The 12430-nt window shown below is 40.0% G+C and carries 11 protein-coding genes and 1 riboswitch; of the genes, 2 read left to right on the forward strand and 9 right to left on the reverse strand.

All coding sequences use genetic code 11. From position 1 onward, the window contains the following. The first annotated feature begins 15 nt into the window (after window positions 1–15). Window positions 16–121: riboswitch (TPP riboswitch) on the forward strand. Between the two features lie 85 nt (window positions 122–206). Then, on the forward strand, window positions 207–1514 hold the full coding sequence (gene thiC, locus H8692_RS02800) for a phosphomethylpyrimidine synthase ThiC (protein ID WP_207722937.1): 1308 nt from the start codon (window positions 207–209) through the stop codon (window positions 1512–1514). Between the two features lie 99 nt (window positions 1515–1613). On the opposite strand, the gene trmB is transcribed toward thiC, so the two are convergent. The 6 genes from trmB to H8692_RS02830 form a co-directional block, all read right to left on the reverse strand. Continuing rightward, window positions 1614–2246, reverse strand: a complete 633-nt coding sequence (gene trmB / locus H8692_RS02805) for a tRNA (guanosine(46)-N7)-methyltransferase TrmB (protein WP_187524946.1) — start codon at window positions 2244–2246, stop codon at window positions 1614–1616. A 10-nt stretch (window positions 2247–2256) separates the two neighbouring features. After that, entirely contained in the window at window positions 2257–3057 is an 801-nt protein-coding gene (locus H8692_RS02810; RefSeq protein WP_177267725.1) for an energy-coupling factor transporter transmembrane component T family protein, read from the reverse strand. Then, window positions 3054–3905, reverse strand: coding sequence for an energy-coupling factor transporter ATPase (locus H8692_RS02815; protein ID WP_177267726.1), 852 nt, complete (start codon window positions 3903–3905; stop codon window positions 3054–3056). Before H8692_RS02815 ends, H8692_RS02810 begins: the two co-directional genes overlap by 4 nt. Beyond that, window positions 3896–4729 (reverse strand): energy-coupling factor transporter ATPase, encoded by an 834-nt coding sequence (locus H8692_RS02820; protein WP_177267727.1) that lies wholly within the window; start codon window positions 4727–4729, stop codon window positions 3896–3898. The genes H8692_RS02815 and H8692_RS02820 overlap by 10 nt, the downstream gene beginning before the upstream one ends. Then, on the reverse strand, window positions 4730–5542 hold the full coding sequence (gene aroD / locus H8692_RS02825; RefSeq protein WP_187524947.1) for a type I 3-dehydroquinate dehydratase: 813 nt from the start codon (window positions 5540–5542) through the stop codon (window positions 4730–4732). 229 nt (window positions 5543–5771) lie between these two features. Next, a complete protein-coding gene (locus H8692_RS02830; RefSeq protein ID WP_187524948.1) occupies window positions 5772–6335 on the reverse strand; it encodes an ECF transporter S component in 564 nt (187 codons plus the stop codon). A 113-nt stretch (window positions 6336–6448) separates the two neighbouring features. On the opposite strand from H8692_RS02830, the gene pdxR reads away from it, so the two are divergent. Then, window positions 6449–7837, forward strand: coding sequence for a MocR-like pyridoxine biosynthesis transcription factor PdxR (gene pdxR, locus H8692_RS02835; RefSeq protein ID WP_177267730.1), 1389 nt, complete (start codon window positions 6449–6451; stop codon window positions 7835–7837). Here pdxR and H8692_RS02840 read toward each other — a convergent pair. The 3 genes from H8692_RS02840 to H8692_RS02850 are packed head-to-tail and all read right to left on the reverse strand — an operon-like array spanning window position 7749 to window position 12423. Next, a complete protein-coding gene (locus tag H8692_RS02840; protein WP_187524949.1) occupies window positions 7749–10409 on the reverse strand; it encodes a YfhO family protein in 2661 nt (886 codons plus the stop codon). The genes pdxR and H8692_RS02840 overlap by 89 nt on opposite strands. After that, on the reverse strand, window positions 10399–11349 hold the full coding sequence (locus H8692_RS02845; protein ID WP_243206876.1) for a glycosyltransferase family 2 protein: 951 nt from the start codon (window positions 11347–11349) through the stop codon (window positions 10399–10401). Before H8692_RS02845 ends, H8692_RS02840 begins: the two co-directional genes overlap by 11 nt. Window positions 11350–11352: 3 nt before the next feature. Next, a complete protein-coding gene (locus H8692_RS02850; protein ID WP_177267732.1) occupies window positions 11353–12423 on the reverse strand; it encodes an FAD:protein FMN transferase in 1071 nt (356 codons plus the stop codon). Between the last annotated feature and the right edge of the window lie 7 nt (window positions 12424–12430).

Here is a 12430-nt window from a genome sequence, read left to right on the forward strand (position 1 = left end):
CTATAATTAACACATAAACTTAATATGGGGAGCTTGTGAGACAGGCTGAGAGGAAGCAAAAGCTTCGACCCATGAACCTGATGTGGATAATGCCAACGTAGGAATATTGATATGTATTTTGCATATTTAGATATGTTTATTACAAAAGTGTATGTACCTCAGGTATATACACTTTTTTCTATCCACAGAGCCAATAGGAGGTAGTGATGAATTATACAACGCAAATGGATGCCGCAAGAAAAGGAATATTGACTCCGCAGATGGAGACAGTTGCAAAAAAGGAAAACATGCCGGTAGATAAACTTCGTGGACTAGTTGCCGAGGGAAAAGCAGTAATATGTGCCAACAAAAATCATAAATGCCTTGATCCTGAAGGAATAGGCAGCATGCTGAGAACAAAAATAAATGTAAACCTCGGCGTCTCACGTGACTGTAAGGATTATGACATAGAAATGCAAAAAGTTATGAAAGCTGTAGATATGGGAGCTGAGGCCATCATGGATCTGTCAAGCCACGGAAATACTCAGCCATTTAGACAAAGACTTACTTCTGAATGCCCGGTGATGATAGGAACTGTCCCGGTATATGACAGCGTTATCCACTATCAGAGGGATCTTTCCACTCTTACAGCAAAGGATTTTATAGATGTCATTCGGCTTCACGCAGAAGATGGTGTGGACTTTGTTACTCTTCACTGCGGCATCACCAGAAAAACCATTGATCAGATCAGAACACACAAAAGAAAAACAAACATTGTAAGCAGAGGCGGAAGTCTGGTATTTGCATGGATGTCTATGACGGGTGAAGAAAATCCATTCTACGAATACTACGATGAAATCCTTGATATATGTGAAAAGTATGATGTGACCATTTCTCTGGGAGATGCCTGCCGTCCAGGATGTCTTGCCGATGCCACTGACGTATGCCAGATAGAAGAGCTTGTCCGTCTCGGAGAGCTTACAAAACGTGCATGGGATCATAACGTGCAGGTAATGGTGGAAGGCCCGGGTCATGTTCCGCTCGACCAGATTGCCGCCAATATGAAAATCCAGCAAACCATCTGTATGGGAGCACCTTTCTATGTTCTGGGACCATTAGTTACCGATATAGCAATGGGACATGATCATATAACAGCTGCCATAGGAGGCGCTGTCGCAGCAATGAACGGGGCAGCATTTTTATGTTATGTTACTCCTGCAGAACATCTGGCTCTGCCTGATGTTGATGATGTAAGAGAAGGAATCATAGCCTCAAAGATAGCCGCTCATTCAGCTGACATCGCAAAGGGAATCCAGGGAGCAAGAGATATAGATGACCGCATGAGTGATGCCAGAAGAAACCTTGACTGGGACGAGCAGTTCAGATGTGCGCTGGATCCTGAAAAGGCCAAAGCAATACGTGACAGCAGAAGCCCTGAAGAAGATCACAGTGATACATGTAGTATGTGCGGCAAATTCTGCGCTGTACGAAGTATGAATAAAGCACTGTCAGGAGAATACATAGACATTCTTTAAGTATTATTCTAAAATTGAAAAGACAGTGAATTCTTTACCGGATCCACTGTCTTTCAATCTTTAAAGGGGATAAAAAATCTTCAATTCATAATCCCTAAATTATACTATTATTTTTACGTAATTTATATTCTTTCCTCTGCCGCTGAACTTGTCCTCATATTCCGTGGTAATATCTTTTGATGGGTATTCACTGCTGTGGAGATCACGGGTCTGTTCCGCTATTTCATACCCTGCAGAGTCTATTTCCTCAAGAGTAAAGTCGTATAAATAATCATTGTCCGTCTTAAACTCTATGAAACCTCCTTTTTTAAGAGCCCATCCGTAATCTTTAAGACGATCTCTGTGAGTAAGCCTTCTTTTAGCATGCCTCGCCTTTGGCCACGGATCACTGAAATTCAGATATATTCCCGACAGTTGTCCTTCATCAAAAAACTCATCCATACTGTGAACGAATGTCAACATGAATTTAAGATTTGATACATTTTCCTGCCCGGCCGCTTTTTCAAGCGCCCGCAATATCACCGTTTCCTGTCCTTCTATGGCAATAAAATCCGAATCGGGATGTTCCATGGCTTTCTTCAATATAAACTGACCTTTGCCGCAGCCGATTTCCAGAAAAAGCGGTCTGTCGCCTGCAAAATAATTCTTACTGCCGCCACTCGGTTTTTCTATCATATACATACTGCACTCTTGCAGTCTTTTATCAAGATCTTTGGCTTTTCTCTGTCTCATTGCCGTTCCTTTAAAGCATTATCCTTTCCAAAATTATAAGTCCGATAAACACGATAAATATTGCCGATGCGACAAAGTCTCCGCTTCTCAGCTTCATGCCGTTCATACGTGTTCTTTTGATATCTCCGCCGTAACATCTTGCCTCCATAGCCATTGCCAGATCCTGAGCTATCCTGAAAGCACTTATGAATAACGGTACCAGTATAGGCACAAGAGCCTTGGCCCTTCTTATTATATTGCCGCTTTCAAAGTCAGCTCCCCTCGCCTGCTGCGCCTTCATTATTTTATCGGTCTCTTCCAGCAGAGTAGGTATAAACCTAAGCGCTATAGTCATCATCATCGCCAACTCATGAGCAGGAAGTCCTATTTTTTTGAAGGGTGAAAGAAGTGCTTCTATACCATCAGTAAGACTTATGGGCTTAGTTGTAAGGGTGAGAAGAGAAGATCCTATTATCAGAAGCACCAGCCTGACAGCCATAAATACAGCAGTCCTCAATCCCTCCCGCGTTATAGTCAGAAACCCTAAGGAAACCAACACCTCGCCTTTTATCATAAACATATTGATGATAAAAGTAAAAGATATTATCAAAAATACGGGTTTGAGACCCCGCAAAATAAATTTCAGAGGAACTTTTGATACTGCAATCACCACAGCAAGTCCCACGAAAGCAACTGCAAATCCCAGAAAATCATCTACTACAAAAAGGGATACGATATAAAGAAGTGTCGCCATTATCTTTACTCTCGGATCCAGTTTATGTACATACGAGTTTCCGGGATAATATTGTCCAAGGGTTATATCTCTTATCATTTTTTTAAAACCTTTGCTATTTCATCTGCAGCCTCGTCCATAGTAAGGCATACCGAATTTATATCCATTCCGGCTCTTTTCAGCCTCATGGTGATTTCCATAGAATCAGGAAGCGCCAGCCCCATATTCCTAAGCTCGTTTTCCCGCAGGAAAACTTCCGCCGGGGGTCCTTCCATAGCGACCTTCCCGCAATCCATTACGATTACTTTATCGGACATTCTGGCTATATCATTCATGTTATGTGAAACAAGAAATATTATATTTCGTTCCGTCTCATGTATATTTTTCACCATATTAAGTATATCCGCATGAGCCCTCGGATTCAGACCTGCTGTAGGTTCATCCAGTATCAATATCTCGGGCTTCATTGCTATAACTCCTGCTATTGCCACACGCCTCTTTTGGCCTCCGGATAAATCAAAAGGGGATACATTTTTCACTTTATCATAATCCAGTCCCACCAGTTCGATAGCTTCTTTCACTCTCTCATCAGTCTCTTCCTGGGACAGTCCCAAATTATTAGGCCCAAAAGCCACATCTTTGGCCACTGTTTCTTCAAAAAGCTGATATTCGGGATACTGAAATACCAGACCTATTTTACGTCGTATATCTCTCATAATAACGCCGTCTGCTGTGATATCAGTATCTCCAATTATGATCGATCCCGTCTTCGGCTTTAAAAGACCGTTTAAATGCTGCACCAGAGTAGACTTCCCAGATCCGGTATGACCTATTATTCCAACAAGCTGCCCATCCTCCGCTTTGAAATTCACATCTTCCAGCGCCACCGATTCATGCGGCAGCCCCTCACTGTATATATGAGTCAATCCTTTTACTTCTATCGACATAAGCAGTCCACCATATCATCTATCGTCAAGATGCCTTCCGGAATATCTATATTTCTCTCTCTGAGTTTCAGCGCCAAATCCACCGCCGGAGGAACGTCAAGACTCAAAGCTTTAAGTTCATCTGCTTTTCTGAATACCTCCGCCGGGGCTCCTTCTATTTTTTTCAGGCCTTTATCCATAACTATGATTTTATCGGCCTGGGCCGCTTCGTCCATGAAATGAGTTATCAGCAACACTGTAATGCCTCTTCTGTTCAATTTTCTGATCACCGAGAGAACCTCACTGCGTCCTCTCGGGTCCAACATTGCCGTCGGCTCATCAAAGACTATACATTCAGGTTCCATAGCTACAGCACCCGCAATAGCTATACGCTGTTTCTGCCCTCCCGACAGCATATGAGGAGCTTTTTTTCTGAAATCATACATCTCCACACCGACAAGAGCTTCATCAACACGCCTTCTTATCTCCACCGGATCCACCCCTAAGTTTTCCGGACCAAAAGCCACATCATCTTCAACTATGGAAGAGACTATCTGATTATCCGGATTCTGAAACACCATAGCAACCCTCTGACGTATATTCCATATATTATCATGATCAGAAGTATCGAGTCCATCTACCACAACTTTACCGGACGTAGGTGTAAGAAGTCCGTTTATATTCTTGGCAAGAGTTGATTTTCCTGACCCATTCTGTCCAATCACAGCAGTAAAGCTTCCTTTTTCTACCACAAAACTGACATCATCTATCGCTCTTACCGATGTGTTGTCTTCACCTTTTACATATTCAAATACCAGATTTTCTATTCTGATAAAATCCTGCATTCAGCCTTCCTCTCCTCCGTAGTAATCATCCAGCCATTTTTTCATAGTATATACATCTACTTGTCCGGGGGCTGATTCCTGCTTCCCGGAAGCAAAAGTAATACATGAACCATATTTTCCTGCCGATACCCTAGCTGGTTTTCCGTGCTCTCCCATAGCTATCATAATCATAGGTCCCACATCGTTTTTATTTAAAAAAGCTGTAGCTTTCAGCAGATTTTTCGAATCTTCTTTTGAAGATGCCATGGCCGCTACTTTACAGATATCTGCACCCATATTTGCCATTCTCTTTACTATTCCCACAAGTTCTGAAGGATTAGGCATCTCCAGAAAATCATGATGGGACAAAATGACTTTACAGCTATGTTTATGTACCTCGTCTATCTGTTTTCTCAAAAGAACTTCATCTACAGTGCTGCCGGCAGTAAAAAACTCTATATCTATAAAATCCACCAGACCCGACTGAGCCGCCAGACTTCTTATCTCCGCTATATGTTCCTGACCCATCTGCACATCGCCGCCCTGTGATTTGCTTCGAACGGTAAATATTATAGGCATTCCCGCCGCTATAAAATTAATATCATCAAGAATCTTTATTATGTCAAGATAAAACTCTTTCTGCTCCATGGCAGCTTCAAGGTTCTCTATAGCTCCGAGATATTTGTCCGCTCTCCATTCCAGAATCTGACATGGCATCTGCCTGATGCTTTCACATTCAGCGATTATTTCCTTAGGATCTGCGGAAACTATGGGAACCGCGATTTTAGGTCTTCCTGCTTCTAATACCATTTCTCTGATTTTCAGTATATTCATAACCATCTCCCTTTCAGTTTCCCAAATTGCTTTTAATTTTATCATTTTTGACAATCATTGAAAAGCCTTTGCGACATAATAATACAAGACTAAAAACTTATTCACTGCAAGGTACAAAGCCAGTTCAGCCTATTCTTTATCACATTATCTTGATAATGTGATGTTTGCTACATGATAAGAAAAAGTACGAGTTTTTCCAACTCGTACTTATTTACTTTTTTTGATTATACTATTTCTTTGTGACGGTTTTTTGTGAATATGTAAAATATGTCCTGGCAGGAGTTTTACAAAGTGCAGTAGCTATAACTACAGACAATATCATTCCTACGGCAAACTGTCCTATATTCCATGGGATTCCCAGCAAAGGGCTCACCCAGTTTCCATACATTATTCCCTCAGCAAAATAATATGCGGCGGCCATGAATAGACCGGCGATCACCATGCCAATAACCTCTAAAACAATGAACTTTTTCCCGTTCACATCATTATTCTCAAAAGCTTTCATTACTATAAGACCTAATATCAGCGCCATAATTCCCTTTATGGCAAATGTCCACGGCGCCCATGCCGCAAAGCCTCCTATAATATCACCCAACATGCCTCCAAGAGCTGACGCCAAAGCTCCGTATTTCCATCCCAGTATAAGTACCGATAAAAAAACCATGGCATCGCCAAGATGAACATACCCTTGAGTAAAAGGGATAGGAACTCTTATAAACAATATTGCCACCATGATAAGACACACCATGAGAGCTGTGAGTACGATCCTGAATGTATTGGACTTTGTTTCCATGATAAAACCTCTTTTCAAATAATTTCGTTTGTCATATACTATAATACATGATAATTGTATATAAATTAATATACAAAAATAATTATTTTTATAGTAACAGTTAGGAGTTTTATATGAAAGCTATACTTCCCCTGCTTGATGAAAGCAGAAAAAGACCTTACTATCTCCAAGTCTATGATTACATAAAAGAGGCCATCCTAACGGGGAATATCATGGAAGGTGAGAAGCTTCCGTCCCTCCGCTCTCTGTCAAGATCAACCGGTCTGAGTGTAACCACCATCGAACAATGTTATAACCAGCTTCTGGTAGAAGGCTATATTTACAGTAAAGCTCAGTCAGGTTACTATGTGACCAACGTTTTCCCTCACTCAAAAAAAGCTGCTCCTGCTGAAAGTAAAATATTGACATCATATTCCTCTATGTGCGGAAAGACATCGATTCCACTTCCCGAGAACCTGAAATATGATCCACACTGTTTTGACTTTAACAAATGGAAAAAATGTATGAATAAAGTCATAACAGAATATTCTCCTACCCTTTTCTTTGAAAGCGATCCTCAGGGGGAACTGTTTCTTCGCACCGAAATATCAAAGTATCTTTATATTTCCAGAGGTGTATCCTGCACTCCGGATCAGATAATCATCGGAGCCGGCACTCAACAGATTACCAACCATCTTTCTACTTTACTCAGAAAAATAAACATAGAAAACGTGGCTCTGGAAAATCCCGGATACATACCGGTACGAAATATTTTCAGAGACCGGGGATTTGCAATAACATCTGTAAACGTCTCTGATAAAGGTCTGATAATAGAAAAACTTCCGACAAATATAAGAACTGCGGCTTATGTAAGCCCTTCAAACAATGTTTTCACAGGCGCTGTTATGCCTATAGGCAGAAGATATGAGCTGCTTAACTGGTCAGTGGAAAACGACAGCTACATAATAGAAGATGATTATGACAGTGAACTGCGCTATTTTGGAAAGCCTATACCGGCACTTAAAAGCCTGAAAAATAATCAGCATGTAATTTATCTGGGATCATTCTCAAGTACATTATTTGCAGCTGTAAAAATCAGTTATATGGTACTTCCGGATCGGCTTGCCTCTCTGTTTTCTTCAATGGCTAAGGACTATTCCCAGACATGTTCCAAACTTGAGCAGCTTACACTGGCTCTTTTCATGGAAACAGGCAATTATCAGACTCATATCAAAAAACTGAGAAAATTATATTCTCAGAAACTGGATGAAGTTATTAATGTATTCGAAAGAGAGGCCTCTGATTTTATTAAAGTAGGAAATACTTCATCAGGAATAAATGTGATACTGAAAATAAATTCGAAAAAAAACATAGAAAAATTAAAAAAAGATGCCGAAAAATTCGGCATCCCATTAACAAGTCTCGAAGATGATCTTATAATTTTTTATTACAATCAGATCCCGTTAAAAGAAATTCCTCATCTTCTGACTGATCTGATAAAAGTGTGGCGTGCAGATTCTTGATCTTCTGTCTTCTGATGACAGCAAAAAACATCAAGAACAACATGGATACTACACTTATCACTGCACCCGCAATGAGCCCCGGCGGTCTAAAGCTCAGCTCTATCTCATGGATTCCATGTTCAAGTGAAGCAGAGATAAATACACCGCCAGTCAGATCCCTTATTTCCTGTTTCACGCCGTCTACTTTTAAAGACCATCCTTGTTCATAAGGTACTGACGTTACAAATACACCGCCTTTTCCTGCATCCACAGTACCCTTTATATAAGTATCTCCACTTGAGGTCACATCAAAAGTACTCTCAGAAAGAACACTATAGGCTTTATTCCATATATCATAATCTAACACATTCACATAACTGGTTATATCTGCCGGGTCCCTGTTTTCTTCATATTTTATGGTTATCTCAAAGACCTCTCCTGCTTCAACAGTTCCTATATTTACTATAGATCCGCAGTCATTTCTTATATCTGTGATATCATTGACATCTCCGTTTTTAGTTACAGTTATCTCTTCTGCATTTGTGGCTTCTACAAACACATAATATTTCTGTGTTTCCTCTGATTTATATTTCATAACAACTTGAGCAGGCTTGCCGCTTTCCTGTTTGCTAACACTTATTTTGCCATCTCCATTCACAGTCACATCAGCATTACTGGTTTTCACTTCAGAATGCTCTACAGAATTAAATACTGTGTCATACTGATTTGACGTAGCTGACTTCACATAACTATTCAAAACTTCAAAAGGATTATCACTTTCGGTATCCCATGTCCTTATCTCTGTTCCTGTCATATATCCTATCGAAAGCGGATATCTGCTCTGATAAAGAGAGGAATTCCCCTTTTTATCTATTTGTGTAAAATCATTGTCTTCCAAAGGCAGATTTTTGGCTATCAAATATTTCACATTGAGCATAGCATTAGTGACGGGATTCGTCTGATTATAATTAAAACGATTCTTTCCCGGTTCTCCGTCGAGACCTATCTTTTCCATTAGTTCTGTCGTATCAGAGTTTATAGAAGAAGAAAACTGTGAAAGACCTTTATAATGATACAGAGCCGGGCAGTTAAGTATATAATTGTAATCCATCTCCATTCTGGAGAATTCATTTTTTTTACCTTCAATAAGATCAGTAACATCTTCATAATTCTCAAAATATGAAGATCTCTGTGTATTGCCCACAATATCAAATGATGTACATACGGAAGATATCATCTCAGATGCTGCGATAACCACTATAAGCATAACAAAAGCCGCTTTCATTATGAGCTTTCTCTTATACAGCAGCATAACGGCACAGTAAAGTATGAGCCATGCCATCCCGCCATAGAAAAACAGATTCATATCCTCTATATTTTCTGTAAGAAGCTTCTGCGCTATCAGATAGTATGCAGTTCCTGCGGCAAGCACTACCCATATTGTCCTGTCAGCCACTTCATCCAGCTTATAAAATGCTTTGTAAGCCATACTTATGAGAATAAAACATATCACAAAAGTATATCTGTACGGCAGTTGATTGGGAAAATGCAGACCATGCCATATGAAGTCCAGTTTATTTATATTGAGACTCAGAAATAAAAATAACAAAAAAGATACATTTATCAATTTTTCTTTCACTCTGAAAGTTTTGCCCGTGATGTAAAATACAACTAATATGACCACAAGCATTCCGCAGTACAGATTAGGAAGGCCTTCTCTGTAGGTCACTTCACTGTAAGGAAGCATCTGATTTATCACATCGAGCGCATCATTATAAAATGTTATATTTTCCGGCATATCAGAAGAAATATAATAAGTGCTCTGCATACTTATATAGGTAGGGAGCAGCATGACAGCAGCCATGGCGACAGCCAGAAGAGAAAACCCCACAGCTTTGCCTGTTGTCTTTGCACAGCTCTTTATTCCCTGCCATTTTACTTTTGTAAAATACAACACCGGATAATAAAACAGAATAAAAATACAGACCATAATGGCTATATAATAATTAGTGAATACAACAAGGGCAAGGGATAGCGTATACATTACGGCCTTTCCCTCGTCAATAAGACGATTCAGACCTAATATGCACAGCGGAAGAAGAACTACAGCATCAATCCACATAATACACCAGTAATATGCCATAACATATGAACAGAGAGCATACATAGAAGCAAAAGCAACCACAGCCCAACTTTGAACCCTGTTCAGATATCTCAGATAGATTGCCATAAAACTACCCGCAAGTCCGATCTTTATAAGAAGGATAACAGTTACCCCTTCCATTATCATTTTCTTAGGAAAAAATATCAATATGAGGTTCAGAGGGCTTGCCCCGTAATATGATATAAGATTCCAGAAATTACTGCCTCCCGCGCCATGCCACGTATAAAACAGACTTCCGCCTTCCTGCAGCTTGTACTGAAGCTCGCTGAGGAATGGAACATACTGGTGATACATATCTATTACAGCTATCTGATTATCACCAAAAGGATATATCCCGGTAACTATAAGTGCTAAAACCACCAGCAGCACAGGAAGAAAAAATGATGCCACTATTAATTTATTCCGACCGAAAAACCCTTTAATCTTCATCTATATTACTTTCCTTTTCTATATATATAGGCCTTCCTTTTGTTTCCATATACATTCTGCCGATATATTCACCCATAACACTTAAAACTGTCGTTATCAAACCTCCGAAAAACAAAATAAGGCAGATAGTCGATGCGTAACCCGGAATATCTTTTCCCATTATAAGAGTCTTTAATATTTCTATCACAAGATATAAAACAGAGCCAATTGCAGTCACGCTCCCGAAAACCCCGACAAATTTAAGAGGGGAAGCTGCGAAATCTATGAAACCGTCTATAGCATATTTTGTAAGGCTCCATACAGACCATTTACTTTCACCGGATATACGTTTCACATTTTCGAACTCTATCCATCTGGTATCAAAGCCTACCCATGCGAATATACCCTTTGAAAATCTCTGATTCTCAGGCATACTTACGATAGCCCTGACCATTTTTCTGTTCATCATCCTGAAATCTACAGCTCCATCCAAAATCTCAATATCACTGTATCTGTTCATTATCCTGTAAAAAGCTCTTGCAAACAAGCTCCTGAGGCGAGGCTCGCCTTTTCTGGAAACTCTTCTGGCAGCACAACTATCACAGCCTGTTTCTTCTATAGTTTCTATCATTTCTGCCATGAGCCCCGGCGGATGCTGCAGATCCGCATCTATTATCACAGCATAATCCCCTCGTGAGGCTCTTAATCCTGCATACATGGCCGCTTCCTTACCGAAATTGCGGCTGAAAGAGATATATTTGATTTTCACATGATTATCAAGTCCCTTGATTTTTTCAAGTGTATCATCACAGCTTCCGTCGTCTATAAAGATATATCGAAATGAATACCCTGTTATAGAAGATATCACACCCTGCGTCTCATAAAAAAACATGTCGATATTCTCACCTTCATTATAGCAGGGAACTATTATATCTATTGTTTTCAGCCCTATATTCTCCATATATCATTCCTCTTGATCTTCCAACTGAATGTTCATACCATCAGTTTGCACCATATCGTCATTTTTGTCAATAAATGCCGCTTCCAACGCCATTTCGGGATATTTATTCTGTAATGTTTCTACAAGATTTTCGGCTTTTTCCTTCCCCAACATGAGACATACGGTGGAAAGTCCATCACAAAACGACGAATTTCCTCTTTTAGCCTTTATAGTTACAGACTCTAAATCGGTATCAACAGGATATCCTGTATCCGGATCAAGAACATGATGATATATGACTCCATCCTCTTCAAACTTTCTTTCATAAGTTCCGGAGGTCACAAGAGTACTATCCGCAGCCTTAACAGAGCCTATCACAGCAGTTCTGTCACTGTAAGGCCGCTGTATGCCTACATTCCACAAACTCCCGTCAGGTTTCTCTCCTATAAGTACCACATTCCCTCCTAAATTTATCATAGCTGAGTTTACACCTTTTTCCCGAAGCAGATCATCCAACCTGTCAGCAATATATCCTTTTGCTATACCACCCAGATCTACCGCCGCATCAGGATCAAGGAGTGTCACTGTATTGCCTTCTATTTTTACCTTTTTATAATCCACGGATCCCATCATCTCAAATATCTTTTCTGCAGAAGGGACCTTCGGATCCTCACCTGTAAAACCCCACAATTGAGTAAGTTTTCCTATTGTAATATCAAACTTTCCTTCTGACAGATCCCCCATCATCATACCCTGTCGTATAACTTCTGCCGTATCATCTGAAACTTCCACAGGTGTTCCGCCCGAGTGGTTTATTTTATAAATATCACTTTCCTCTATAGTCCTGCTCAAAAGTCTCTCATATTCTCTTAATACTTTAAAAGCCTCTGTCAATACAGCTTCCGCTTCATCTTCTGACATACCGGATATTGTAATGCTGCATGTGGTATTCAAAACAAAATCGTTTTTTGAAAATTCTTTATTACCGCAGCCTGTCTGTGTTATAATTGCAAAAGCTATCGATAATATCGCTGCCAATATTCTGATAAGGGTATGTCTACCTTTAGTTTTAATACTCTTTTCACTTAATTTCATCTGATAC

It is taken from the genome of Lentihominibacter hominis (assembly GCF_014385065.1).
Classification (GTDB): domain Bacteria; phylum Bacillota; class Clostridia; order Peptostreptococcales; family Anaerovoracaceae; genus Lentihominibacter; species Lentihominibacter hominis.

Coding starts and splice junctions, on each gene's coding strand:
- thiC (WP_207722937.1), top strand. CDS start 207: ATGAATTATACAACGCAAATGGATGCCGCAAGAAAAGGAATATTGACT.
- trmB (WP_187524946.1), bottom strand. CDS start 2,246: ATGAGACAGAGAAAAGCCAAAGATCTTGATAAAAGACTGCAAGAGTGC.
- H8692_RS02810 (WP_177267725.1), bottom strand. CDS start 3,057: ATGATAAGAGATATAACCCTTGGACAATATTATCCCGGAAACTCGTAT.
- H8692_RS02815 (WP_177267726.1), bottom strand. CDS start 3,905: ATGTCGATAGAAGTAAAAGGATTGACTCATATATACAGTGAGGGGCTG.
- H8692_RS02820 (WP_177267727.1), bottom strand. CDS start 4,729: ATGCAGGATTTTATCAGAATAGAAAATCTGGTATTTGAATATGTAAAA.
- aroD (WP_187524947.1), bottom strand. CDS start 5,542: ATGAATATACTGAAAATCAGAGAAATGGTATTAGAAGCAGGAAGACCT.
- H8692_RS02830 (WP_187524948.1), bottom strand. CDS start 6,335: ATGGAAACAAAGTCCAATACATTCAGGATCGTACTCACAGCTCTCATG.
- pdxR (WP_177267730.1), top strand. CDS start 6,449: ATGAAAGCTATACTTCCCCTGCTTGATGAAAGCAGAAAAAGACCTTAC.
- H8692_RS02840 (WP_187524949.1), bottom strand. CDS start 10,409: ATGAAGATTAAAGGGTTTTTCGGTCGGAATAAATTAATAGTGGCATCA.
- H8692_RS02845 (WP_243206876.1), bottom strand. CDS start 11,349: ATGGAGAATATAGGGCTGAAAACAATAGATATAATAGTTCCCTGCTAT.
- H8692_RS02850 (WP_177267732.1), bottom strand. CDS start 12,423: ATGAAATTAAGTGAAAAGAGTATTAAAACTAAAGGTAGACATACCCTT.